This window comes from Nocardia sp. NPDC050793, assembly GCF_040654065.1.
In the GTDB taxonomy this organism is placed as follows: domain Bacteria; phylum Actinomycetota; class Actinomycetes; order Mycobacteriales; family Mycobacteriaceae; genus Nocardia.
This window is the reverse complement of sequence record NZ_JBFAHG010000011.1, coordinates 112023-136257: the sequence shown is the minus strand read 5'-3', so window position 1 is coordinate 136257 and position 24235 is coordinate 112023. Positions and strand designations below refer to the sequence as shown.

Genomic DNA, 24235 nt, shown 5'->3' with positions numbered 1-24235 from the left:
CCCGCCGCGTCTCCCGGCTACCCCGATTCGGTGACGAAGTCGATCAGGCGTTCGACCGCGCCGATCAGCGGGGCCTCCAGATCGCGGAAGGATTCGACGGCGTCGTAGACCCGGCGCCACCCGTCCTGCGGGGTCCCCCAGCCGAGGCGACGGCACACGCCCGTCTTCCAATCCTCGCCGCGCGGCACCTGCGGCCACGCCTCGATGCGCAGCGCGGCGGGCCGGACGGCCTGCCAGACATCGATATAAGGATGCCCGGTCACCAGCACGTGCGGGCCGAGGCCGGTGGTGAGGTGGGTTTCCTTGGAGCCGGTGACCAGGTGGTCGACCAGCACGCCGACCCGGCGGCCGGGCCCTGGCTCGAACTCGGTCAGCCGTTCGGCCAGATTGTCCAGACCCTCCAGGTGCTCCACCACCACGCCCTCGACCCGCAGGTCGTGGCCCCACACCCGCTCGACCAGCGCGGCGTCGTGCACGCCCTCCACCCAGATCCTGCTCGCCTTGGCGACCCGGGCGCGCAGGCCGTCGACGCGGGTGGAACCGGACGCTGACCTGGTCGGCTGCTTCGGCGCGGCCGCCGTGGGGCGCACCAGGGTGACCGGTCGTCCGTCGATCAAGAACGCGGCTTCCCGCATCGCGAACAGCCGCACCGCACCGCGCGCGTCCTCCAGTTTCACGAACTCGCCGTCGTAGCTGCGGTCGAATCCGACCACGGCGCCGCAGAATCCGCTGGCCGCGTCCTCCACCACCAGGTCGCGTTCCGCGGTCACCCGCGGCGTCGGCTTTTTCTTGGACCTTTCGTGTCCGGCGAAGATGTCGCCGTACCTGTCGCGCGTACCCACCCGCCCGAAACTACCCGGTGGCGCGCGGATTTCGCGGGCGCGACGCCGTGTGTTCCGTCGGCGGCGGGCCGCGGTATGGGCCGCGCGCCGCGCTGGGCTGGGTTTTTCGACGGACATCCGCCGAGAGCGCCGTTAGAGTGGGTGCGTGGCCGCAATAGCTTGGCTGGTCGCGGGCATTCTGCTCGCGGCGGCAGAGATGCTCACCGGGGACCTCACGCTGCTGATGATCGGTGTCGCGGCCCTGGGCACGGCCGGGGTGAGCGCCGCGGCGGACACCACGCTGGTGGTCGATGCGGTGGTCTTCGCGGTGATCACCGCGGTGCTGCTGCTCGGGGTGCGGCCGGTGCTGCGCCGCCGGTTCGGCACGCCGCCGCCGATTCCCACGAATGTCGATGCGCTGCCGGGGAAATCGGCCCTGGTGTTGGAGGAAGTGGCCGCCCATTCGGGCCGGGTGAAACTGGGCGGCGAAGTGTGGACCGCGCGGCCGATGGACCCGGACGAGGTGTACGAACCGGGCGTGACCGTGTACGTCATGAAGATCGACGGCGCGACGGCCGTCGTCTGGAAGGGGCCGTAATGGCTGTATTGATCGTCGCCGCCGTGCTCGTCCTGCTGGTCGTGGTGGTGGTGTTCAAATCCATCGCCCTGGTGCCGCAGGCCGAGGCGGCGGTCATCGAACGGCTCGGCCGGTACTCGCGGACGGTGTCCGGTCAGCTGACCTTCCTGGTGCCGTTCGCCGACCGGATCCGCGCCAAGGTGGATCTGCGCGAGCGGGTGGTGTCCTTCCCGCCGCAGCCGGTCATCACCCAGGACAACCTGACGTTGCAGATCGATTCGGTGGTGTATTTCCAGGTCACCAGCCCGCAGTCTGCGGTCTACGAGATCAGCAACTACATCGCCGCGGTCGAGCAGCTCACCGTCACCACGCTGCGCAACGTGGTCGGCGGCATGACGCTGGAGGAGACGCTGACCTCCCGCGACCAGATCAACAACCAGCTGCGCGGTGTGCTCGACGAGGCGACCGGCCGTTGGGGCCTGCGCGTGGCGCGGGTGGAGCTCAAGGCCATCGATCCGCCGCCGTCGATCCAGGAGTCGATGGAAAAGCAGATGAAGGCCGACCGCGAGAAGCGCGCCATGATCCTCACCGCGGAAGGCACCCGGGAGTCGCAGATCAAGACGGCCGAGGGCGCCAAGCAGGCGCAGATCCTCTCCGCCGAGGGCGCCAAACAGTCCGCCATCCTCAGCGCCGAAGGCGAACGGCAGAGCCGCATCCTGCGCGCCCAGGGTGAGCGCGCCGCCGCCTACCTGCAAGCTCAGGGCCAGGCGAAGGCCATCGAAAAGGTCTTCGCCGCAATCAAATCCGGCAAGCCGACGCCGGAACTGCTTGCCTACCAGTACATGCAGACGCTGCCGATGGTCGCCCGCGGCGACGCGAACAAGGTGTGGCTGGTGCCGAGCGATTTCGGCAAGGCGCTGGAGGGCTTCGCCAAGAGCTTCGGTACCCAGGGCGAAGACGGTGTGTTCCGTTACGAGCCACCGGCCGAGGACGCCGCACAGGTCAAGGTGGAGGACGATTCCGACGTCGCCGACTGGTTCGACACCGCGTCGGATCCCACCATCGAACGCGCCGTGCGGGCCGCGGAAGCCACCGCACGTCAGCCCGTCGAGGGCCTGACGCCCACCCCGCCACAGCGTTCTGTCGAGCCCTCACCGCACCAGCAGGTGATGCCGCCGAGCGAGTCGGCCCCCGCTCCCGAGCAGGCTCCGGCCTACCGTCAGGACGACCCGCACGGTCGTCCGTGGCAGCCGCCGGAGACCTACCGGCAGTAGGCCTTTCGCATCGCCCCGCCGCTCGAGCACCGAGCGGCGGGGCGGTTTTAGTAGCGTGTCGTGACTCGCGAGATGCCCAAGTAATCGGGGGCACAGCGTGTTTCGCCGTGTTCGGCCGAAATCGCTCGGCCCGGCGGATAATCGGCAGTGCTCGCGTGCAAACCGACATCCGGGGGAACATGCTGACCCGTAGGGCGCTGGTGCAGATGGCGTTGGTCGCGCCGCTGGCGGGCTGCGGTGCGGGTGTGCTCGGGACCCCGGGCACGGTGCGAATTGCGGTGTCGTGGAGCGGTTCCGAGCTGGTCGCGTTCCGCACGGTGCTGGACGCGTTGCGGTTGTCGCAGTCGGTGGACGTGATCCCGCTCGGCGACGAGATCGAGACGGCGTTGACGGGCGGCCGGTCGGCGCCGGAATTGGTCATGTTGCCGCAGGCGGGCTGGGTTCGCGACCTGGCCGAGGTCGGTGTGCTACGCGACGTCCCGGAGTCGCTGTGGCTCGACGAGGCGGAGGCGCCCAGCTATTCGGACGTGTGGGCGGACCTGCTGTACTACGACGGACGCCCGTACGGCGTGCCGTTCAAAGCGTCCGACAAGTCGATGGTCTGGTTCGACCGTCAGTCGGCGGCCGAATCCGAGGTCGGCACCCCGGCGCTGTGGACACTGGACCACTGGCTCGACCGTATCGAGTTCCTCGCGGGCAAGGATCAGCGATTGCTCGCGCTCGCCGCGGCGGACGGGTGGGTGCTGACCGATCTGTTCGAGAACCTGCTCTACGCGCAGAACCCGGACACCTATGCGGCGCTTGCCCAGCGCGGCGAGGCGGTGACGTGGGAGAAGGACGCGGTGCGTGCCGCCCTCGTGCTGCTCGGATCGTGGGCGGCGAACAGCGAGGCGTTCGCGGGCGGGGTCGGCACTTCGCTGACCCTGCAGTTCTCCGACGCCGTCCGGGAGGTTTTCGAGCGGAAACGGGCGGTGATGGTGGTCGCGCCCGATTTCGCCGAACCGGTCGTGCGCAAGGCTGTCGCGGAGTCCGGCCGAAATCCCGCCGAGGTGGTCGGCGTGACGACCTTCCCCGGTGTCGGGCCAGGCAGGCCGCGCCCGCGCATCGTCGGCGGCGACGTCCTCGTGCTCACCCGGTCGGCGGACGACCGCGCGGGACGAGTGCTCGCCGCGCTCGCCGCTCCCTCGGCGCCGCTGCCGTGGATCAATCGGTTTCACGGCTTCCTCGCGCCGAACACGCACACCGACGCCGCCTATTCGCCGTTCCTGCGTCCGTCGGCCCAGCGGTTGCGCGAGTCGGCGGCATTTGATCAGCACCACGAGACGGTGTTCGATCTGTCCGATCGGATCGGACCGCTCGGCGGCCGAAACGGGTTGTGGCGGATACTCACCGAGTTCCTGATCGCCGTCGACGGCGATCCCTCCCGCGTCGGTGCCGCGGTCGGCGACGCCGTCAACGCCCTCGAGCGGCAGCGGGCGCGACGATGACGACGCCGCCCGGATTCTCCAGCAACGGTTTGCATCTCGAGCTCGCCACCCGGCGCATGCGCGGTGCGCTGATCGGTGGTCGCCATCCGTGGCGCGGATGGGAGTGGGCCCGCGCGGCGCCCGCGTGGTCGCTCGCGGCGCTCTTGCTGCTCGCCTCGGGTTGGACGGTGCTCAGTGCGGGAACGGCAGTGTGGTTTCCGTTGCTGCTCTTCGTCGGCGGTGTAGCGACGATGATCGCGGCGCGAGTGTTCGCGCACGGTAAGGCGCGGGTCGTCGCGGAAGTAGCCGCCGTCGGCCTCTTGCTGGCGGGGCCGCTGTTGTTCGTCGTGAACGCGGACGCGGACACGCTGGGCGTCTACCGCCGGACGCTGCTCTTCGTGCTGGCCGGCCTCGGGGTCATGACGGCGGCGCTGTGCACCGCGTGGTGGAGTCGCGACGTGCGGTGGTTGTGGCTGCCGCTGGTCGTGCCGTTCGGTGTCGCCGCCTTCGTCTCGGGCCTCGCGTTCCGGGTGATGTTCGAGGCGGCGGTGCCCGAGGGCGATGTCGCGACGTTCCAGTCCGGTTACCGGTGGATGCCGGTGCTCGCGTACTGCTGGACCTGGTTCGGGTTCCTCACCGGGATGTTCTCGGCGGGTCTGCGGGCGATCGAGACGGACCCGGTGCGCTGGGGATACCTCGACACGCCGACCGGCCGCTTCCGCTTCGCGGTCATGGCTTGGCGCACAAGGCAACTGGTGCAGCCGGTGGTGTTGATCGCCGGTATCGCCGCGGTGGTCGCGGCGGCCAGGGTGTTCGACGTCATCCTCATCGGCATCCCTTCGGCCTACCAGTACGACAGTGACAGCGCGACCGTGCGCTGGTGGCGGTTGCTCACCACGGAGGGCCCCGAAAGAGTGGGGACCTACTCGGTGCCGTTGGCCGTCCTGGTCGGTGTCTGCGCGTACGCGCTGTGGCAGGCGGGTGGCGCGCGCGAGCTGCGATTGCCGCCGCACCCGAGCGCGTACGAAGCGTACGGTGCGCGGCGGGCCGGGCGGCTCGCCACCGGATTCGCGGTGCTGATGGCCGTCGTCTCCGTCGCGCCGCTACTGATGCTGGCGTGGGTCTCGATGCGGCGGCCGGATGGTCTGGGCCCGCCCGCGATCGGCCGCGTCTGGCAGGCCGGGCTGCCCTCGACGCTGGGGCTGACCGCGCTGGTGGCGACGGTCGCGACCGTGCTCGCGGTGTCGGCCGCGCTGCCGGTCGCGCGGTGGCTGTCCGCGACGCCGTCGGACACGTGGCCTGTTCGTCTCGTCGTCACCGCCCTGGTCGTGCTCGCCGTGCTGCCCGCCCAGATGTATCTCGGCCCGATCGACGCGGTGAGCGAGTCCTTCGGGCTGTCCGGCACCCAGTACCCGCTGATGCTGGTGCACGGAGCCGCGGGACTGCCGGTCAGCGTGCTGATCCTGCGCGGCGCGATGCGGGCGGCCGAGGAGAATCCGAGTTCGGCCGCGCTGCATGGGCTGGCCAGACCCGGCGCGGTGGCGCGACGGCTGTGGGACGGCGCCGGTCGCGCCGTGGTCACGGCGGCAGTGCTGGAGTTCATCCTGGTGTGGAACGACTTCTTCGTCAGCCTGATGATCAGCGGCGCCGGGGTCAGCCCGTGGTCGCTGCTGCTGTGGGGCGAGGCTCGCCAGTACGAGGAGAATCTGCCGCAGCTGGCCGCCGGATCACTGGTCTTCGCGATCGTGCCCGTCCTGTTGTTGCTGGCGACCTGGCGTCGGTTCCTCGTGCCGGGACTGACCGGGGGAGCGCTGCGATGAGCGAACGCAGTGAGCGATTCGTGTGCCAGCGTGCTTCGCGCATGCCGGAGCCGAGCGTCAGCGAGGCGAAGGCATGAGCGGCCAATACCGCGCGCCGCCGCCGTCGCCCGGGGTCGCCGCGCCCCCACCGGCGCTGCTGCGTGTTCGGTTCGGCGGCGGCGCGTTGGCGGGCGCCGTGCTCCTCGGGCTGGTCATCAATATCGTGTCCAGCCTCTTCCTCGAACGCGGCGTCGGCGTGGCGCTGTCGGTGGGACTGCTGGTGGTCGCGCTGCTCGCCGTGGTCTTCCTGGTCGGCCGCTGGCAGCACGCCGAACGCCGCAGGCTTCGCGAAAGCCCGCACACCGCACGGGAACTGGAGTTGCTCAGCGATTTCGACGACGCGCAGACGCCGATCGGCGCCAACCCGAGCGCACCGGCGCCGCCGCTGACGACGTTGTTCGGCGCCACCCACGAGGAGGCGGCGGTGCTCGGTGAGTTGCCGGTGCGCGAATACAGCGCGGCCGCGTTGCTCGCGGTGCTCACGGCGATCCTGGACGCGCCTGCGCGCGACCCGTCCGACGGCTCGCCACCGCGGACGACCGCGCCGCTGCTGCTCGCCGAGCTGGAATCGCAGAGCTTCGTGCAGGTGGCTGGAGTGCAGCAGTACTGGGTGGTCGCGGTGCCCGGTACGCCCAGCCCGGCCGACGCCAGGGCCGGACTGCGATGGAGCGCCGCGATCACCACGCTCGCAGGGCATCACGCCGACCGTGCCGAACGGTGGGCGATCGGCCTCGGCACTCCGCGTTTCGCCGCTGCCGGGCGCGGTTGGTTCGAGGCCGAGGAACCGTTCCTGCGGCGACTGGTGATCGAGTGCGCGTCCTCGAGGGCCGAGCTGCCGAGGACCGCGATACCCGGCCTGATCCGGATAGCCGACGCCTTGGATGTCTGGCACGCGCGCACCGGCGGACACGACGCCGAACTGGCTCGAAAACTGTGCCTGCTGCCCGAGCTGGACGCGCTCGGCGCGCATGCCGCGCAGGTACGGCTGCGCGCGGATCCGGACGCCGAACCGCCGCGCCGCGGCGGCGACGGCGGTCGCTACGCCGACCTGACCGCGCGACACGAGCACGCGAAGGCGCTCGAAACGCTGGGGGCCGACCCGTCGGCGAGCACCGCGGCCGAGCTGGAGCAGGCGCGCGGGCGGCTGGATCGGGTCTGGTGGTCGCTGCCGCGCGAGGACATCCCGGGTGAGGTCTGCGCCCTGGTCAACCTGGGTGTGGTGCTGTTGCGTCAGGGTCTGCTCGACGACGCACAGGATCGACTGGAATTGGCCGAGGCGCTGACCAGGCAGGGACGCGATCCGGACGGTCGTGCCCACATGCACGAGATCCTCGGCCATGTCTGGTGGGCCCGCGGCGAGGGCACCCGCGCGCTGCGCTGCTGGCGGCTGTCGCTGACCGCTTACCGGGCGCTGCGCGACGATCACGGCATCGCCCGTTGCCTTCAGCATCTCGCCGCGGCGGTGATCGCCGACCCACCGTGCGCCGAAGAGGTGCTCGGGCCGGATCCGGCGCGCCCACCCGCTCTCGCGGTCGAGGAGGCGACCGGCTGGCTGGCCGAGGCCCAGGCGCTGTTTCCCGCCGCGCTGACGGCGAATCATTATCGGGCTGAGGCGATCACGCTGCACGGGATCACACCGCGCTCCGACATCGATCGGTGGCCGTTGCCGCTGCACGAGAGCGTTGCGAGCGGGTGACGCAGTACTCGGCAACTCCGCGTTCGTCGGTCACGAGCCGTCTGACGCGTCGCGCGGGCCGTCGGCCCAGCCATCACCCAAGCGACCCGAAATGCTCGACGGGGTCGGGATTTCCAGTGCTCAGGAGCGGATGATCGTGTGCGCGCCCGGTGTCTCCTGGAAGGCGACCGCCGCGAGGATGGCGGCGTCGTCGGGCGGTGTGGCGCCGTCGGCGAGGACCACGAGTTTGTCATCGTCGTCATCGAATCGGTGGACGATGGCGACGCAGCGGCCCTCGGCGTGCTCCAGCGGTTCGTCGGCGCCGAGGTAGTAGGCGTCGAGTTCCGCCCCGTCCGGGGCGAGCGTGCCGGGGACGTAGCCGTAGTTCACCTCGTAGACGAACCCGCATCGGGGATGCCTGCTGCCCAGCGGGCGATCGAAACGCAGTGCGACGCGTCGGTTCAGAAAGGTTCGGGCCAGGCGCAGGGACACGGAGTCGGCATCCGCGGGGATGTCCATTCGGCCACCCTAGGCCGGTGTCGTGCTCGGGTCGCCCGACCTGCCACCTCATGAAGTTTGCTAAAAAGTTGCAGTAGGCCATTCGGCCGGTTATGTTCAGTCGGTCTTTCGCGCGAATCCTTGCAGAGATATGAGCTTTTACCAGGAGTTGGAATGCAGAACCGGCATGTAGCTGAGTCATTGCCTGCTTGTGATGGCTCGAGTGGGCATTGGGCGAGAGAGTTGCGCGAGGACGAACTCGTGACGAAGGAATTCGACCGGGACGGCGTCCGTGTCTCGGTGTTCATCGGCCGCCCCGCGCCGTTCCCCGGCCGCGCGGGCTGGCGATGCCGGGTCCGGGTGGAACGCGGGACGCGGCTCGAGCAGTCGCAGGTGGTCGCGCCGACCGAGCGCGAGGTGCTGCGCCTCGCGCTGGATCTGGTCACCGGCAGGCTGGAGATCACCGAGGCGGAGTTGCTGGACGGCGCTGCCGCGCGCACCGAGGAACTGCGCGCGGCGCTCGATCCGGATCGCTGACTCCCGCCGACGATCCCGGCCCGTCGGAATCCGTCCGGCTCCGCCGTGCCCGTGCCGGAATCCGGCGTGCGGCGGCCGCCGACGGGTGCTCGGCGGAAGCGACCCGGAGGCTGAAGCCATGACCAACCACATCACCGCCGTACACCACACCGGCATCCTCACCCGCGATCTCGACGGGCTCGAAAACGTCTACCGCGCGATGGGTTTCACCCTGAGCCCGCGCTCGCGGCACCTGCTGAGCGCGCTGCCGGGCGAGGCGCCGCAGCCGGGCTGCACCGCGAATCTGTGCGCCCTCTTCGGCGGGTCCTACATCGAACTGCTCGGCATCGTCGACGAGTCCGCACCGGACCCGTGGCACACCAAGGCGATGGCCGATCGGTACGAGGGATTCCGCATTCTCAACCTCGACACCGACGACGCGGCGGCCACGCACGACCGGCTCGCGGCCCTGGGCATGCGGACCTCCGGCATGCTCGACCTCGAGCGCGATGTCGACACCGCCGACGGCCCGCGCACGGTCCGGGCGCGCGCCGTGCACCTGGATCCGCGCACCACGCCGGAGGGCTACGTCGGTCTCGCGCAACACCTCACGCGCGAATACGTGCACCAGCCGCGCTATCTCGCCCATCCGAACGGTGCGCGCGGCATCGCCGCGGTGCTGATCGTGGCCGCCGACGACGAATACGACGAGATCGCGCGGCGATACGCCGAGCTGCTCGGGGCCGAATGGGCGGCCGACGGACCGCTGTCCGTTCTCGAACACGAGGACGTGCGCCTGGAACTGCTGCGCACCGCCGATGTCGCCGCGGTGCTGCCCGGTGAACCCGCCCCGGCCCCTTCGTATCTCGCCGCCATGACGATCCGCGTGGCCGACGTCGCCGAGGCGCGCGGGGTGGTCGAGCGCGGTGGCATCCCCACGCGTGACGCGCCGGGCGGATTCTTCGTCTCCGGCCGCGACGCCTACGGAGCGGGTCTGTTCTTCACCGCGGGGTGAGCGCGGGCGCCGCGCGTTTGGCGTACCTGGTGACCGCCGCCGTGTCGAGACGCGTCACACCGGGCAGCGCGCCCACCCGGTCCACGACGTAGTCGAACACCGCGTCGGCGTCGCGGCAGACCGCAACGGCGATGATGTTGTGCGGACCGGTGATCGCGCCGGCGAACGCGATCTCGGGATCCTCGATCAGCGCCGCGCCGGCGGCGGCGAGATGCCGCGGCGCCACCGTCAGCCACAGCACGCACTGGAAGGAGTAACCGAGCAGCGCGGCGTCCACCTCGACGTCGAAGCCGAGCACGCGCGCCCGTCGCAGCTCGTCCAGCCTGCGGCGCACCGCGGACTCCGACCAGCCGAGCGCACCGGCCAGGTTCGGATAGGCGACGCGCCCGTCGGCGGCCAACCGGGGCAGCATGCGCCGATCCAGATCGCCGAGGACGACCGGACCGCTCGGGACCGGCTGCGCGGGCCGCAGCGCGGCCACCTGGTCGGCGTCGAGCGCGGAGGTGCGGCCCCGCCACCGCCCGCGCGTGAGATGGCGGACCAGTCGCTGCGCGTCGACGCCGAGGATGTCGGAATGCCTGGCCAGCGCGGCCAGCGGCGCCGATTCGGCGGCCGCGGTGCGGAAGACGCAGACGATCTCGGCCCCGCTGGACAGCACCGTCACCCACGCGGTGTCCGGCCGGGCGGCCAGCGCCAGCGCCAGATCGTCCGCCCGGTGCGGCCGGATGCGGAGGCGCACCACCCATTCCGCGCCGCCGGTGCGTCCGCTGTCGGTCACGCCGGTGATCCGCACCGCTCCCGTCGCGGCCAGCCGCGCGAACCGCCGCGCCACGGTGCGGTCGGAGACCGACAGCACCCGCGCGATCCTGCTGAATGGCGCTCGCCCGTCGACCTGCAGGGCGTGCAGCAGCCCGAGGTCGACCGCGTCGAGCGTCTCGGATTCCATAGTGTCGAGGATACGGCGGCGCGGAACTCGCTGAGGCCCGGGCGAATACGCGAACACCTGCGTGGGGAACCGCACATTCTCCTCGATTGACGCGGCCCGAGACGCCGGTTACTAATGGACGGTGGCGCGTATCGCGCCACACAACAGCCTGACGAGCGAAGCGGGGTGAACGGCGGATGCCGGATACGACCATCGGAACGCCGATTCGGAGTCCGAGATGACCAGCGCGCTCAGCACGCCCACCGACCGCTTCGACACCGAGGTGCTCGGCCTGCATTGGATTCCGTTGACCGCGTCCGACGAAGACACCGCGGCGGTGTTGCGCGAACGCCTCGGCATCGATTTCTCCCGCACTCACGACAGCGTCTGGGAGACAGGCGATTTCGTCTACCTCCCGGTCACGGCGACCTATCTGCGCGGCGACGCCGTGCGGCGCGAGACGGCCGTGTTCGCCCTCGGCGGCGATTTCGTGGTCACCGCGTACTCCGCGGAACCGTTCGCGCCGTTCGATCGCGCCGTCGCGGAGATGGGGCGAAGGCCCGCGCTCGCCGGTTCGCCGCACGGTGTGCTCTACGCCCTCTTGCGTTCGCTGAACGAGGCCGCCGAGGCGGTGCTCGGGCACGCGCGGGAGGAATCGGACGCGCTGGCTCGCGACATGGACACCGTCGACCGGGGCGACCGGACACGCGAGCTCGCCGACCTGCGCGCCGCCCTGGTCAGGATGGACGCCGTGGAGGAAGCCGTCACCCGGGTGCGCGACACCCAGCGCGACCTGGTCCGCGCCGGACGCCGCCTGCGGGCCGAGCACGGCGGGCGCACCGCGGATCTGGACAGCGCGATCGGCGACCTGCTCGCCGACATCGCCGACCTCCGCGGGCGCGCGGACGCCGAACACGATCGCATCCGCTACCTCCAGCACGCGCTGCTGCTGCGCGTCGAGATGCAGCACGCCAGACTCGTCAAGATCCTGGCCCTGTCGGCCGCCCTGGTCTCCCTCGGCATCCTCGCCCTGTGCTACCTGGTGGTCCTCGGCTGATCCGGCAGCCGTTCCGCTACCGAAATTCGCGCCGAAAATCCCAGTCTCACAGCCGAACTCGCCCTTGCGATCCGGCCGTTCCGTGTCCTGCCGCCAGGTAGTATTCGACAGACCCGCGGGTGGGAAGAACGGAGCGGGCCGTGTGCGGAATCAGTGGCCACGTCGCCAGATCGGGCTTTCCGCCGCGCGTCGATCTCGTTGAGCAGATGACCGGAGCGTTGCGCCATCGCGGGCCCGACGCCGCGGCGGTGTTCGCGGATCCGGCGCTCGCCCTCGGGTGCACCCGGTTGGCCATCATCGACGTCTCCGGCTCGGCGCAGCCGCTGCGCAGCGCCGACGGCGAGCTGGTCCTGATCGCGAACGCCGAGATCTACAACTTCGCCGAACTGCGTGCGGGGTTGCGGCGGCGCGGCCACGTCTTCGCCACCGACGGCGATTGCGAAGTGATCCTGCACCTGTACGAGGAACACGGCGAACGCGCCGTCGATCACCTGCGCGGCATGTTCGCGTTCGCCCTGTGGGACCGGCGCGGGGGCCGGCTGACGCTGGCGCGCGACCGGATGGGCGAGAAACCGCTCTACTACACGGAACGACCGGACGGGCTGCTGTTCGCCTCCGAAGCGAAGGCGCTGACGGCCGCCGGGGTGCCCGTCGAACTCGATCCGGACGGCGTGGCCGACTTCTTCCACCTCGAATACGTGCCCGAGCCGCGCAGCATCCTGCGCGACGTGCGGAAAGTGCCGGCCGGACATGTCGTGACCGTGGACGTGCAGCCGTGGCGGGTACGGTCACGACCCTACTGGCGCCTCGTGGACGCGGAGCCGATCGACGGTTCGTGCGCCGAGTTCGTCGGCGAGATACTCACCGGACTCGGTCCGCTGGTCACCAGAACCGATCAGCCGCTGGGTATTTCGCTCAGCGGCGGCCTCGATTCGAGCGTGGTGGCCGCGCTCGCGGCCAAATTCTGCGCCGCACCGGTGCGTGCCTTCTCGGTGGGCTACGCGGGCAGGCCCGCCAACGACGAACGGCACCACGCGCGGCAGCTGGCGACCTCGCTCGGCATGCCGTTCCACGAGATCGAGATCGATACCGCGCGCGCCACCGCGGATCTGCCCGCCGTCGTCGCGGCGCAGGACGATCCGGTCGCCGACTTCGCCGGCGTCTGCTATCACGCGGTCATGCGCGCGGCGGCCGAGGCGGGGGTACGGGTGATGCTGCAAGGCCAGGGCGCCGACGAGCTCTTCTGGGGCTACCCGTGGGTGCGGCAGGCCGTCGCGCTCAGCGAAGCGCGCGGGAAGCTGGTGTTCTACAAGCTGGATCCGGACTTTCGTGAGGCCGAGCGGGTCGGGCCGGACTACTTCGGCGAGGCGATGCGCGACGCGGCGCGGACCGGGTTCGAGCCATTCGGCGTTCGCCCGGATATCGATCTGACCGGGTTGATCACCGGAACCTATCTGCGCGAGAACGGCATCGCCCAGTGCGATCGGCTTGCCATGGCCAACTCCGTCGAATTGCGTGCGCCGTTCGTCGACCACCGGCTGGTCGAGGCAGTCGTCGGTACGCGCAAGGTTCGGCCGGATCATCGTGACCCGCCGAAACAGCGACTCAGGGAGGCGGCCTACGCGTTGCTTCCCGCGCCGATCGCCGACCGGCCCAAGCAGAGCTTCTCGCCGCCGCTGCGCGCGTGGCACGCCTCCTTCTTGCGGACCTACGGCGATCTGCTGCCCGGCGGTGAGCTGGTGCGCCGCGGCATTCTCACCGAATTCGCCGCCCGGCGGCTTTCGGTCGCCGACTTCCCGGACGGGGCAGGCTCGCCCTTCTCGTTCAAAGCCCTGATGCTCGAAATGTGGTGTCGGCACAACGTCGCTCGTGCGAGGAGATGATCGATGCAGGTGGCAGTGATCGGCATGGGGTACGTCGGGCTGACGGCGGCGCTCGGACTAGCGGCGTCGGGACACGACGTCCTCGGCATCGATCACGACGAGCGCCGCGTCGCCCTGCTGCGCGAGCGGAGCTGCCCGTTCCACGAACCGGACGTCGCGGAGGCGTTGCTCACCACCACGGTGACGTTCCGGCGGACGCTCGACGTTCCGGTCGACGCGGTGATCATCGCGGTATCCGCGCCGCTGGACGCGACCGGCGTCGTCGACCTCGCCAATGTGCAATCCGTGCTCGCGGAGCTGCTGTCGGCCGGATCGCTTCCGGATCTCGTCCTGGTGAAAAGCACGATCCCGCCGGGGACCAGCGAGCAATGGGTGACGCGGTTCCCCGCGCTCCGGCCCGTCTACGCGCACAATCCGGAATTCCTGAATCAGGGCCGCGCCCTCGCCGATTGGCAGTCTCCGGACCGCATCGTGCTCGGGCTGTGGAACCACGAGCTACTGCCGTTGCTCGGCGCGCTGTACCACGACAAGACCGCGCCGCGGCTGGTGGTCGGCCCAACCGAGGCCGAGGCGGTGAAGTACGCCAGCAATGCTTTTCTGGCCACCAAGATCAGCTTCGCGAACGAGATCGCGAACTTCTGTGGCGAGCACGGCATCGACGTGGACGCCGTGCTCGGCGGTGTGGCACTGGATCCCCGTATGGGGCAAGGATTCTGGCGTCCCGGCATCGGCTACGGCGACTCTTGTCTCGGCAAGGACGTCACCGCGTTGACCCGGTTCGCCCGTCGTCGCGGACGGCCGATGACGATGCTCGAATCGGTGGCCGAGGTGAACGACCGCCAGCTGCGATTCCCGATCGAGATCGTCGCGCGCGAAACGGCGGCGGGCGCGCCACCGCCGGAGGTCGCCGTCCTCGGCTTGCTCTACGAACCGGGCAGTGACGACATGCGGGCGGCGCCGAGCAGGACGGTGGTGCCCGGTCTCGTGGCGTTCGCCGCCGACGTCCGGGTCTGGGATCCGGTACTGAGCCAGGAGGTTTTCGCCGACCTGTTCCCCGGCGTCCGGCGCACGGCGGGCCTCAAGGAGGCCGTGCTCGACGCCTCCGTCGTCCTCGTGCTGACCGAATTCCCTGAGGTTCTCACCCTCGACTGGATCGCACTGGCGCAATTGGCGCGGCCGGATTGCCTTGTCGTGGACGCCAAGAACGCCCTCGCACGGTCCGACGTCGAGGCGGCGGGGCTGCGCTACCGAGGGGTTGGCCGGGCGGCCGGCGCCCGCAATGCGGGCGCGGCGGAACAGGACGTCGACACGAAGTAGAAGGGATGTCGCCATGGGGATTCTGGTCCGGCCGCGCGCCGAGGGCGGCGGTTACGGCGGCTGGCGACGCGCGGTGGACGACATCGTGCTCTCGGCCGACGGCGGGCAGTACACCATCGAGGAGGCCGACGACGCGGTATGCGTTCTCGACGGTTGGCTCTGCTCCGGCGCCGGTGCGGCGGAGCTGCTCGCGCTCTATCGCGAGCGGGGAATGTCCGCCGTAGCCGCGCAGGAAGGGCATTACGTCGCTGTCGTGCACGATCGTTCGCGCGGGCAGACGCATCTGGTCAGCGATCCCGGCGGATTCGGGCACGCGTGCTATCGCGACTCCGGCTCGTCGTTCGCGTTCGGGTCTCGGCCCTACGACGTCGGCACGGGCGCGGTGTCGCGGGAGGGCCTCGCCCTGTATCTGACGTATCAATATGTCCCCGCGCCGTATTCGATCTTCGAGGGGGTGCGGCGACTGCTCCCGGGGGCCGTGGTGACGCGGCGGGGCAGCGGCTGCCACGTGCGTCGTCACGCCTCGTACCCGCGACCGGTGGACCCGTCGGCGGGTGACGCGGTCGCACCCGAGGAACTGGCGGCCGAGGTGCTCGACCTGCTCACCGATGCGCTCGCCCGCCGCATCGCGCCCGCCGAGCGCGTGGGCATGATGCTGAGCGGCGGTATCGACACCAGCACCAACGCCACCGTCCTCGCCATCCGATTGGGCCGCGGACCGGCGGCTTTCACCGCGTCGTTCCGCGAGGCCGGATACGACGAGACCGAATACGCCGCGCTCGTCGCGGACCGGTTCGGTTTCGACCACGTCGTCGTGCCGGTCGGGCCCGAGATCGTCGAGAGTCTGCCGGACATGGTGCGTGCCTTCGACAGTCCGAACGCCGACCAGGCGATCGTCGCCACGCAAGCGATCGCCGAGCGCGCCGCGCGGCTGGGGTGCTCGCACATCGTCACCGGTGAAGGCGGCGACGAAGTGATGGGGTTCCCGATGTCGCCGAACGACGACATCCACCTCGTCGACCTCCCCGCGGCATCGGCGGACTTGGCGCGGTACTACCTGGGGCGGATCGGGCTGGGCAGCGCGGACGACCGCGCGCTGATGTACGACGCGCTCGGCGTCGGCGAAGACCTCGCGGTCGGCATCCTGGCCGACCTGTACGAGGAGCATCGAGCGCACACCGCGCTGGACCGGTTGCTGTTCGGCCAGTGGAAGACCTGGTTGACCGAGGGCGTGTATCGCAAAGATCATCACACGTTCGGCGGAGCCGGGATGACCAGTGTGTTGCCGTTCGCGGATCCGCGCGTGCTGGCGTTCGTCGCGGGAATGCCCGCCGACCAGCGCTATCGGGCCCTCGACGGCAAGGCCATGCTGCGGGCGGGTATCGCGGCGCACCTGCCCGATCGCATTCTGAAGCGGCCGAAGCACAAGTTCTGGATCCCGTTCGCCGAGTGGTTCCGCGGTCCGCTGCGCGCCCACCTGCACGACTCGCTATCGCACGGCACGGTCGCCGCCGACCTGTTGGGGGCGAAACACGTTCGGGCGCTGATCGACTCGCACGAACGCGGGCTCGATGACAAGAGCGGAATCCTGTGGGCGCTGTGCTTCCTCGAGGCGTGGCTGACCGAGTTGCCGTCGCGGCCGCGCGACGGGGGCGCGCAAGGCGGTCCGGCGGAGCCCGCCGCACCATAGTGGATTCGTTTGCGGCGCGGACGACTTCGGCGCGAGTCCGCGAATTCGGGGACACCGCAAGCCGGAACTGGCACTATCCGAATGGCGGCCCTCTTCGCTGCCGAGCCCGTGACGAGTACCGCTCGCAGAGTGATCGGACGGCCTTGGACTATCTCTCGGAGACAGGATTCGACGCTCGATGGTTACCTGGCTACTCAGTATCGTGTCGGGACTGATCGTCGCGACCACCACATTCGGGGTGACGCGGTTCTACGACGCGACGCGCGTCCGGCGTAAATTCGGTCACTTGAATGTGCTGGCCGAGGGGCAGGACATTCAGATAGTGATCCCCGATTTCCACGCCGGCTGGCTGTCGATCTACGGCACCGATCAGAAGGCGGAGATGCCGCCGAATGTCCGGGTGATGCCGATGGCGGAGGGCGGCGCCATCGCCGAGGCCGTGCTGGCCTGGCGCGGACTGGGGAAACGGAATCGGATCAGCATCAGCACCCAGGACGCCTACCAGGACACCCACGGTCTGACGATTCTCATCGGCGGCCCGAGCGTCAACAGGTTGACCGGGAACCTGCTCAAGCGGTGCTTTCCGAAGTTCCAGATCAGATATCCCGAGCACGTGGCGTCCTACGGTTCGATCAGTTACGACGTGACCGCGGACGAGAACGGCTCGCTGTTGGAGGACTACGGATTCATCGCGGTCAGCCGCACGCCGTCCGGGAAACGGTGCGTCGCGCTGTTCGGCGTCTGGGCCTTCGGCACGTTGATCGCCACCATCGCACTGCTCGAGCGCGTGGCCCGCGGCACCGATGTCTGGAATCTCATTCACGGCAAGAAGGATTTTTTCCTGATCGTGCACTGCGAATTGGACGGGCTGGAGTACAGCAATATTCGAATAATCGGATACGAAGAGATGTAGCGGCGGTTGCCGGCCGCCGCTACCGGATTCTGCGGACGATTATCGGAAGACGAGAGTTTCTTTCGCGCCCGCCCGCGCGTGCGGAAGAAATGCTTCCCGGAAACGATCGAAGGGAATGCGCGTCATCGTCGAGCCGATCACGCCCGGCCAGGTGGCGTCGACCTCGCGCAGGAGTTCTATCGCGTCCTCGAAATGCACCCGCGAGGAATTGACGACGCCGAACAGCACCTGGTTTCGCTTGACCATGGTGCCGAGCAACGCACCGCCGTCCACCTCGGCATGCTGCCCGCTCGGCAGGCCGACGACGCAGCAGGACGCGTTCTCCGCGCCGTGGGTCGCCAGCAACCGCGGCAGGAACGCCACGCCCGCCGCGTCGATGATGCTGCGGTGGGCCGCGATCATCTGCTCGGTCACCATGTCGCCGGGAACCAGTTGGTGGGACTGATATTCCGCGCCGAACGAGGTCGCCGCCTGGGCCGCGAGCGAACCAGGCGGCGCGGGATCCACCACGGTCACCTTGTGCCCGGCGAATCGCAGGAACGCGGTGGTGAGCAGGCCGATGATGCCGCAGCCGATCACGAGCGTGTGGCCGGACGGGTCCGACATGCCCAGCCGCTCGTCCATCGTTCGCAGCGTGTCCAGCGCCTTGACCACGATGGATGCGGGCTCGATCAGCACGCCGAGGTGGATCAGCTCCTCCGGAACGGGAACGAGCTTGTCCGCGGGCGCGCGCCAGTACTCCGCCATGAAGCCGTCGAGTTCTCGAATGCCGCGCTCTTTCCACGATCCGTTGCTGCACAGGTCGGGCCGGCCGCGGCGGCATTGGCTGCACGGCACCGGATCCGGATCGCGGACCACGCAAGTAACCAGCTGACCGGTTTCGATTCCGGGTGTCGAACTGTTCACCACTCGTCCGAGGACTTCGTGGCCGAGCACCATTTCCTCCGCCGACGCGGGAAGCTGTCCCTCGGTCCCCGCGACGATTTGGATGTCGGTCCCGCAGACGCCCACCTCCAGGGTGCGAATCAAGGGACCGCGCGGATCGATGGCTTCCACTGTTCTGATCACCTCGCGCGGCGCGCCCGTGGAATCGGGCGGTACGACGAGGCAACGCGCGCGTATTATCCGATCCTCGGATGTTCCGGCATAATCCACTTCGCACTCCTTGTTCGGAATCGTCGGTGAAGCAGATGATCGATGTGTACGGGGATTCGGCCTGATGGGCACATTCCGCCACACGGGGAGTTTAACGGACCCGATCGACGGCGGATCGATGATCGTGATTCACCACTGCCTCATGGTGGCGGTACCCGGCGCTCTTCGGTATGAACGCCGTAACATCCTGAATTCACCTCGGTTTCGCGGGCGAAAACTGACTCGTCGTCACCTTCGCGGCCATTTCGCCGTTTGTTGGATCGGGATCGGTGGTACCGGTGCGCAGGCGGTCGCGCTGGAAATTGTCCGTCGAAGCGCCCCGGTCGACGAACGCGGCGCCGATCACGCGCGGCGGCGACGCCGGAGGGCTTGACATGTTCAGCGGGATTGACGCGGCGCGCCGACGAAGAACCCGTCATGTGACGTTCCGAGACGAGGAATTCGCTTGAGCGACTGGACCTTCGCCAGCCGTGCCCGGCGGTTTTCGCGGCGATGGCGAAGACGGTGCGCGCCGCGGCGGGCGAGGGCATCCTTGGAGGTGCCTGGTATCGATGGCGAGAGGGTGGTCGGCATGGACGATGCGATGGACGCGTACTCGCGAACGGTGATCGCGGTGGCCGAATCGGTCACCCCGCACGTGGCGAGCCTGCGCACCCGGCGGGGGAGCGGTTCGGCCGTGGTGTTCACCGACGACGGATACCTGCTCACCAACGCCCACGTCATCGGCGCGGCCGCGCACGGCGAGGTGGTGTTCGCGGACGGCGTCGAATCCCGATTCGAGGTGATCGGCATCGACCCGCTCTCGGACCTGGCCGTGCTGCGCGTGCGGGGCCGCGGGCCCGGCGCGGCGGTGCTCGGCGACGCGGACAAGCTCGTGGTCGGTCAGCTGGTCGTCGCGGTGGGCAGCCCGCTGGGTTTGGCGGGTTCGGTCACCGCGGGCGTGGTCAGCGCGCTCGGTCGGGCGGTGCCGGTCGCCTCCCGGCGCGCCGGACGGGTGATCGAGGACGTCATCCAGACCGACGCCGCGCTGAATCCCGGCAATTCCGGTGGCGCGCTGTCGGATTCGGCGGGCCGCGTGGTCGGCATCAACACCGCCGTCGCGGGAATCGGCCTGGGACTTGCCATTCCGATCAACGCCACCACCCGGCGCATTATCGCCACCCTGCGTTCCGAGGGCCGCGTCCGCCGCGCCTATCTCGGATTGGTCGGCGTCCCCGCTCCGTTGCCGTCCGAGGTGGCCGAGCGCACCGGACAGCGGGCGGGGGTGCGCATCGTCGAGGTGGTGCGCGGCGCGCCCGCCGAAACCGCCGGGCTGCGCCGCGGTGACCTGGTGCTCAGCGTCGCGCGGTCCGAAGTCCGCGACGCCCAGGGCATCCAGCGCCAGCTTTTCGCCGACGCCATCGATCGGCCCCTCCCGGTCACCGTGTTGCGCAACGGCGCGATGGTCGACGTGATCGCCGTGCCGAGCGAACTGACCGTCGACTGACGGTCGCCCGACCGGGCAGTCGCGCGACTTGGGAGCCTCAACCCGAAGGCGGGATTCGGTGCCACCGCGCCGACATGCGAACGCCCCGAGCGCCGATCGGGTCAGCGGGGCGGGTGGTCGCCGGAACGGACTTCGTCGACGGTGCGGGTGATCATTTCGCGCATGGTGGCGGTGATGCGATCGCGGGTGGTCGGTTTGGCGACGACGGTGCGAGTGCCGAAGGTGACGTAGCGGCCGTCGTCCACGAAGTCGGTGATCTGGAAGTCTTTGCGGCCCTTGATGTGCCGGTTGTCGGCGCTGCCCAAGGGGTAGACGCCGACGTGGATGGAGGCGGCGACGGGGCGGTTGAGGAACTTCTCGAACTCGTCGCGTGGCGTCGGCCGCCAGCTGTCGCGCACGACCGGGCGGGGGCGTTCCAGCTCCTCGGCGAAGATGGTGATCGGTTCATGTTGTCCCGCAGCTCTTTTCGGGAACGTATCGGCAATCGCACCGGCCACCTGATCGACGGGGAGGAACGTCAGCGTCACGTCGCCGTATCCGTCGTCACTGTGCTGCTGCACCGCCAGCGCACCGTGCTGGTAGTGCACACCGGCGTGGGCGCGCAGTTGGCGTTCGCGATCGGCGCCGAGGAATCCCGCGACTTCGATGCGCGCCTCGGGGGCGAACAGCACGTGCACCGCCCGCACCAGATCGTCGTCGAGCTGGGGTCGTACCGCCCGCGCGGCCGCCTGGCGCAGGCGCAAGCTGTCGGAGCGGTATCGGGTGGTGAACTGGTGCCGCAGCGGATACGGCAGGACGTCGCGGCCCGTGGATTCCCACAGGGTGCGGAATTCGAGCGCGCTGAAGCGCCACTGCCGCACTGTGGTCACGATCTCTCCGCTTTCGTCGTTCCGTCCGCGATCGATCGTCGCGTCATTCGCCGATCACCGGTGGGACCATCTTGGGCAGGCCGTCCAGCCCGGTCAGTTCCTCGCCGTGTTCCCTGCTGATGAGGTAGTCGGGGATGCCCTTGGTCGACTCCTCGTCGGATTTCCCGCCGCGCGCACCGGGTGCTCCTAGACCGCCGAGTCCGGTCATGCCGGCGCGCGTCGCCGCGCTCGCCGCCGATATCGATGCGGGCGTCGTGGCCGCGGGTGGCACCCCTCGAATCGATTGACCCGGCGAGGGGGTGCTCGGCGTGCCGGGGCCGGGCGCACCGGGACCTCCCGGGCCGGGCGAACCGGGACTGCCCGGCACTCCGGCCGGGTTGGTCGTCGGTGTGGACGCCGGGTTGGTCGCGGCGGGGTTGGTCGCGGCGGGATTCGTCGAACTCGGGGAGGTCGAGGACGGATCTGTTCCGCCCGGATTGTCGTCCGAGTCGTCCGGATCGACGATCGGGTTCTCCGGCTGGTTCCCCGGCGTACCGCCTGGGCCGGGGCCGGCTGGACCGGGGCCGCCTGGGCCGGGGCCGCCTGGACCAGGCCCGGGTCCAAGGATCACCGGTTCGTCACCGGGTCGCTGGACCGGGTTGTACGGCTGGGGCAGCACCGGCACATTGGTGTCGGATTCCCGGACGACCGGGGCGAACACCGTGGTCAGCACCCGCAACGCCTCGGCCTTCGCGGTGCGCTCGGCCTCGGTGTTGCCGCGCCAGCCGCGCCCAGCGATCCACGACCGTGAGTTGTCGAGGAAAGAGCGGTCCTCGGGCTCGTGCGGGACAAGCAGTTTCGTCGGTTCCAAACCCGTCTTGAGTTCGGCGAGTTTGTTGCTGGTGAGCAAGGCCGCGTTCGGCAGTTGGGCGCCGTGGGTCGCGTAATCCCGCGAGGCCGCGAGGGCGGCGTCCGCGGACGCGCCCTGCCACACCCCGTCGTTGGTGAGGCGGGTGATGCTGTCGGTGAATGTTTTCAGCGATGCGGCGGCGCGGTCACCGGTGGCCTTCCACGCGCCGATCAGGTCACCCACGGCGGTCAAGTCGATCGCGTCGACTCGCCTGCGCAGCTTGGCGACACTGTCGCGCTCGAACTCGTCGTCCTCCAGCACCGTTCGCGGATGGAACGCGCCCTGGAAACCGACATCGGCCGCCGCGCCGCGCACACCATCACGCTGTCGATTGAATTGCCCCTGGACATCCCCCGGCTTGGTGCCCGGCTCGCGTTCCTCACCGGCAATCCAGTCGGTCAGGCCCTCCACCATGGCCGAGCCCATGTCCCCGGCGCTCCAGCTGAACATGCCGCCGAACGTGCCGGTCATGATGGGGTCCTCACGGAATCGATGATCGCGGTGAGAGATGCCGCGTTCGTGTAGTCCTGGTTGTTGAGGCGCGCGATGGAGATTGCCATGATGTCGCGCATGTCTCTCACGACTTCGATGTCTTTGTCGATGATTGCGTCGATAGAATCGTCGGTACCCGTTGCCTGCCGACGGAATTTCGCGGCCAACACGTCAGACATCTCGAAATCGCCGAAACCGTGGACATTTTGGCATCGTTTGGCCAGTTCTGCGGTCTCGTCGAGGTCATCGAGTCGCTGATTACAAGCAGCCAGCACCTGACGCGCCGCCGCTTCGTCGTTCAGGTACAACTGTCCGGTCCGGGCCTGCGCCGCCAGACGCCGCCACGGCGACGTGTTCACCTCACTCATTCGCCCTCCCCTTGCTCATTCGCCCTCCGCAGGTCTCAGCGCGGAAAGACTGGAACGATCCGCTCACCGATCCGATATGCCACCGTGCAGGGATTCTCCAGATCATCGAGGGATGCCCGGTTCGAGATCGACAGTTGGACGACGCCACCGGCGGACACCGGAAACAAGATGTCACAGTGCCGATCCTTGGAATTTCCCTGAACCTTGAACTGCCGACCCTGTCGACCAGCCACCGTGACGTCTTGGAACTCGATGTTTCCTTCCTTCTTCTCGAACTCCGCCACGGTTCGCCGTGTCGCGTACACCGTGATGGCGTACGTCTTCCCCCGCCACGCGCAGATTTCCCACCCGCTTTGGTGTACACCCGCGATACCGCTCTCCTCGGTCGCCGGGTCGACGCCCGAGGCCCGCAGCACATCATCGGGGATCTCGTTGCACGGGTTCCACAACGCAGGCTGCGCGGTGCTGGTGGTCGGTGTCCCCTCGGTCGTCCCACCACAGCCGACGGCAGCGAACAGGACCGCCGCCCCGAGCATCATCCCCACGATTCTGCGCGTCATGCCCTCCCCTTCGACCACAGCCCGAATGCGCTCGACTCTAACAGAGCATCGAAAAACCGAGGTCGTGCGAGCGCGTCCTTGTCGGGCGCTTCCACCACACGCATGAACAGGTAAGCGACACTCGGACAGGACTTTCGGCGATGCCGGTCGGAGCGAGCGAGTCAGTCGCGGGCAGCGACCGCGTCGACGAGCGGTTCTTCGGACGGAGCGGTCCGCGCCGCCGGGATCTCGGTCCGCCAGCGTGCGTCGACGACGAGCCCGAGCAGCCCGATGGCCAGGCACACGCCCGAGACCACCAGCATCGCGGGATGGGAGCCGCCGGTCAGCGCGTCGGCGAGGACGACGGTGGCGATGGTGCCGGGTGCGGAACCGGCGAAGCTGGCGGCGAGATACGGCCAGAAGCGAATCGAGGAGAGTCCGCAGCAGTAGTTGACCACGGAGAACGGCGCGAAGGAGATCAGCCGCAGCGAACCCACGGCCAGCCAGCCGCGCCGCGCCAGCCGATCGTCGATGGCCCGCACGGCGGGATGGGTGAGCCGGGACGCCACCTTGTTGCGGTCCAGGGTGCGCACCAGGACGAGCGCCAACCCGGCGGCTACGACGGTGGCCGAGAGCGCGACCGCGGTGCCGAGCAATGCTCCGAAAAGCACACCGCAGCTGACGGTCAGCACCGTGCGCGGCAGCGGCGCCACTGCGAGAATCGAGTAGACCCCGAAGAACAGCAGCGGGAACCACGGACCGACCGAGTCCGCCCACTGCTGGATCTGCGTCGGGCCGGGTAGCGGGACGAGCAGCGCCGCGACGAACAGCGCACCCACACCGACGAGCAGGGCGAGGGTACGCGGGTTGCGGAACAGCCTGGTCACCCGCGACAGGTTACCGGTTGGTAGCGGCGGCCAGGGTCAACCGGCGCTGCCGCTGCCGCTAGCA

22 protein-coding genes are annotated in these 24235 nt (G+C 69.4%); 13 read left to right on the top strand and 9 right to left on the bottom strand.

Annotated elements, in window-relative coordinates:
* Positions 1-17: 17 nt before the first annotated feature.
* Positions 18-842 carry a DUF3097 domain-containing protein gene (locus tag AB0H50_RS30070; protein WP_357459178.1) on the bottom strand — a complete coding sequence of 275 codons (825 nt, stop codon included), beginning with the start codon at positions 840-842 and terminating at the stop codon, positions 18-20.
* 145 nt (positions 843-987) lie between these two features.
* Here AB0H50_RS30070 and AB0H50_RS30065 point away from each other — a divergent pair, with 145 nt between their 5' ends.
* The 5 genes from AB0H50_RS30065 (at position 988) to AB0H50_RS30045 (ending at position 7693) form a co-directional block, all read left to right on the top strand.
* Positions 988-1419 carry an NfeD family protein gene (locus tag AB0H50_RS30065; protein WP_357459176.1) on the top strand — a complete coding sequence of 144 codons (432 nt, stop codon included), beginning with the start codon at positions 988-990 and terminating at the stop codon, positions 1417-1419.
* A complete protein-coding gene (locus tag AB0H50_RS30060) occupies positions 1419-2672 on the top strand; it encodes an SPFH domain-containing protein (RefSeq protein WP_357459174.1) in 1254 nt (417 codons plus the stop codon). Before AB0H50_RS30065 ends, AB0H50_RS30060 begins: the two co-directional genes overlap by 1 nt.
* Before the next feature lie 155 nt (positions 2673-2827).
* Entirely contained in the window at positions 2828-4159 is a 1332-nt protein-coding gene (locus tag AB0H50_RS30055) for an extracellular solute-binding protein (protein ID WP_357459171.1), read from the top strand.
* Positions 4156-5958 carry a hypothetical protein gene (locus AB0H50_RS30050; protein WP_357459169.1) on the top strand — a complete coding sequence of 601 codons (1803 nt, stop codon included), beginning with the start codon at positions 4156-4158 and terminating at the stop codon, positions 5956-5958. The genes AB0H50_RS30055 and AB0H50_RS30050 overlap by 4 nt, the downstream gene beginning before the upstream one ends.
* A 73-nt stretch (positions 5959-6031) precedes the next feature.
* Complete coding sequence (locus AB0H50_RS30045; protein ID WP_357459166.1) at positions 6032-7693, top strand: hypothetical protein; 1662 nt, start codon at positions 6032-6034, stop codon at positions 7691-7693.
* A gap of 120 nt (positions 7694-7813) precedes the next feature.
* Here AB0H50_RS30045 and AB0H50_RS30040 read toward each other — a convergent pair whose 3' ends face one another.
* A complete protein-coding gene (locus AB0H50_RS30040; protein ID WP_357459164.1) occupies positions 7814-8191 on the bottom strand; it encodes an inorganic diphosphatase in 378 nt (125 codons plus the stop codon).
* Positions 8192-8431: 240 nt separating this feature from the next.
* Here AB0H50_RS30040 and AB0H50_RS30035 point away from each other — a divergent pair, with 240 nt between their 5' ends.
* Both AB0H50_RS30035 and AB0H50_RS30030 read left to right on the top strand, forming a co-directional pair.
* A complete protein-coding gene (locus AB0H50_RS30035) occupies positions 8432-8707 on the top strand; it encodes a hypothetical protein (RefSeq protein WP_357459163.1) in 276 nt (91 codons plus the stop codon).
* Positions 8708-8825: 118 nt separating this feature from the next.
* A complete protein-coding gene (locus AB0H50_RS30030; RefSeq protein WP_357459160.1) occupies positions 8826-9701 on the top strand; it encodes a VOC family protein in 876 nt (291 codons plus the stop codon).
* Here AB0H50_RS30030 and AB0H50_RS30025 read toward each other — a convergent pair.
* The gene (locus tag AB0H50_RS30025; RefSeq protein WP_357459158.1) at positions 9688-10647 is read right to left on the bottom strand and encodes an AsnC family transcriptional regulator; all 960 of its coding nucleotides are present in this window, start codon (positions 10645-10647) and stop codon (positions 9688-9690) included. The genes AB0H50_RS30030 and AB0H50_RS30025 overlap by 14 nt on opposite strands.
* 217 nt (positions 10648-10864) lie before the next feature.
* Here AB0H50_RS30025 and AB0H50_RS30020 point away from each other — a divergent pair, with 217 nt between their 5' ends.
* From AB0H50_RS30020 to AB0H50_RS30000, 5 genes are all read left to right on the top strand, one after another.
* Positions 10865-11683, top strand: a complete 819-nt coding sequence (locus tag AB0H50_RS30020; protein ID WP_357459155.1) for a CorA family divalent cation transporter — start codon at positions 10865-10867, stop codon at positions 11681-11683.
* A gap of 140 nt (positions 11684-11823) precedes the next feature.
* The gene (gene asnB, locus AB0H50_RS30015; RefSeq protein ID WP_357459153.1) at positions 11824-13566 is read left to right on the top strand and encodes an asparagine synthase (glutamine-hydrolyzing); all 1743 of its coding nucleotides are present in this window, start codon (positions 11824-11826) and stop codon (positions 13564-13566) included.
* A gap of 3 nt (positions 13567-13569) precedes the next feature.
* Positions 13570-14883: a nucleotide sugar dehydrogenase gene (locus AB0H50_RS30010; RefSeq protein WP_357459150.1), complete on the top strand. Its 1314-nt coding sequence runs from the start codon at positions 13570-13572 to the stop codon at positions 14881-14883.
* 13 nt (positions 14884-14896) lie between these two features.
* On the top strand, positions 14897-16573 hold the full coding sequence (locus AB0H50_RS30005) for an asparagine synthase C-terminal domain-containing protein (RefSeq protein WP_357459148.1): 1677 nt from the start codon (positions 14897-14899) through the stop codon (positions 16571-16573).
* Positions 16574-16775: 202 nt separating this feature from the next.
* Positions 16776-17486, top strand: coding sequence for a hypothetical protein (locus AB0H50_RS30000; RefSeq protein WP_357459145.1), 711 nt, complete (start codon positions 16776-16778; stop codon positions 17484-17486).
* A 39-nt stretch (positions 17487-17525) separates the two neighbouring features.
* Here the strand turns inward: AB0H50_RS30000 and AB0H50_RS29995 are convergent, their stop codons facing one another.
* Positions 17526-18641 (bottom strand): alcohol dehydrogenase catalytic domain-containing protein, encoded by a 1116-nt coding sequence (locus AB0H50_RS29995; RefSeq protein WP_357459143.1) that lies wholly within the window; start codon positions 18639-18641, stop codon positions 17526-17528.
* Positions 18642-19212: 571 nt separating this feature from the next.
* On the opposite strand from AB0H50_RS29995, the gene AB0H50_RS29990 reads away from it, so the two are divergent.
* On the top strand, positions 19213-20127 hold the full coding sequence (locus tag AB0H50_RS29990; RefSeq protein ID WP_357459140.1) for a trypsin-like peptidase domain-containing protein: 915 nt from the start codon (positions 19213-19215) through the stop codon (positions 20125-20127).
* Positions 20128-20228: 101 nt separating this feature from the next.
* On the opposite strand, the gene AB0H50_RS29985 is transcribed toward AB0H50_RS29990, so the two are convergent.
* The 5 genes from AB0H50_RS29985 to AB0H50_RS29965 all read right to left on the bottom strand — a co-directional run bounded on the left by AB0H50_RS29985 (position 20229) and on the right by AB0H50_RS29965 (position 24171).
* A complete protein-coding gene (locus AB0H50_RS29985) occupies positions 20229-20996 on the bottom strand; it encodes an ESX secretion-associated protein EspG (RefSeq protein WP_357459137.1) in 768 nt (255 codons plus the stop codon).
* 43 nt (positions 20997-21039) lie between these two features.
* The gene (locus AB0H50_RS29980; protein ID WP_357459134.1) at positions 21040-22356 is read right to left on the bottom strand and encodes a hypothetical protein; all 1317 of its coding nucleotides are present in this window, start codon (positions 22354-22356) and stop codon (positions 21040-21042) included.
* Positions 22353-22745, bottom strand: a complete 393-nt coding sequence (locus AB0H50_RS29975) for a hypothetical protein (RefSeq protein WP_357459132.1) — start codon at positions 22743-22745, stop codon at positions 22353-22355. The genes AB0H50_RS29980 and AB0H50_RS29975 overlap by 4 nt, the downstream gene beginning before the upstream one ends.
* Positions 22746-22780: 35 nt before the next feature.
* The gene (locus AB0H50_RS29970) at positions 22781-23323 is read right to left on the bottom strand and encodes a DUF3558 domain-containing protein (protein ID WP_357459129.1); all 543 of its coding nucleotides are present in this window, start codon (positions 23321-23323) and stop codon (positions 22781-22783) included.
* Positions 23324-23466: 143 nt separating this feature from the next.
* Complete coding sequence (locus tag AB0H50_RS29965) at positions 23467-24171, bottom strand: TVP38/TMEM64 family protein (RefSeq protein WP_357459126.1); 705 nt, start codon at positions 24169-24171, stop codon at positions 23467-23469.
* Between the last annotated feature and the right edge of the window lie 64 nt (positions 24172-24235).

What these genes read in the sequence shown, in the direction of transcription:
- AB0H50_RS30060 (WP_357459174.1), top strand. Translation starts at nt 1,419, where the DNA reads ATGGCTGTATTGATCGTCGCCGCCGTGCTCGTCCTGCTGGTCGTGGTG.
- AB0H50_RS30050 (WP_357459169.1), top strand. Translation starts at nt 4,156, where the DNA reads ATGACGACGCCGCCCGGATTCTCCAGCAACGGTTTGCATCTCGAGCTC.
- AB0H50_RS30045 (WP_357459166.1), top strand. Translation starts at nt 6,032, where the DNA reads ATGAGCGGCCAATACCGCGCGCCGCCGCCGTCGCCCGGGGTCGCCGCG.
- AB0H50_RS30040 (WP_357459164.1), bottom strand. Translation starts at nt 8,191, where the DNA reads ATGGACATCCCCGCGGATGCCGACTCCGTGTCCCTGCGCCTGGCCCGA.
- AB0H50_RS30030 (WP_357459160.1), top strand. Translation starts at nt 8,826, where the DNA reads ATGACCAACCACATCACCGCCGTACACCACACCGGCATCCTCACCCGC.
- AB0H50_RS30025 (WP_357459158.1), bottom strand. Translation starts at nt 10,647, where the DNA reads ATGGAATCCGAGACGCTCGACGCGGTCGACCTCGGGCTGCTGCACGCC.
- AB0H50_RS30020 (WP_357459155.1), top strand. Translation starts at nt 10,865, where the DNA reads ATGACCAGCGCGCTCAGCACGCCCACCGACCGCTTCGACACCGAGGTG.
- AB0H50_RS30010 (WP_357459150.1), top strand. Translation starts at nt 13,570, where the DNA reads ATGCAGGTGGCAGTGATCGGCATGGGGTACGTCGGGCTGACGGCGGCG.
- AB0H50_RS30005 (WP_357459148.1), top strand. Translation starts at nt 14,897, where the DNA reads ATGGGGATTCTGGTCCGGCCGCGCGCCGAGGGCGGCGGTTACGGCGGC.
- AB0H50_RS29990 (WP_357459140.1), top strand. Translation starts at nt 19,213, where the DNA reads ATGGACGATGCGATGGACGCGTACTCGCGAACGGTGATCGCGGTGGCC.
- AB0H50_RS29980 (WP_357459134.1), bottom strand. Translation starts at nt 22,356, where the DNA reads ATGACCGGCACGTTCGGCGGCATGTTCAGCTGGAGCGCCGGGGACATG.
- AB0H50_RS29975 (WP_357459132.1), bottom strand. Translation starts at nt 22,745, where the DNA reads ATGAGTGAGGTGAACACGTCGCCGTGGCGGCGTCTGGCGGCGCAGGCC.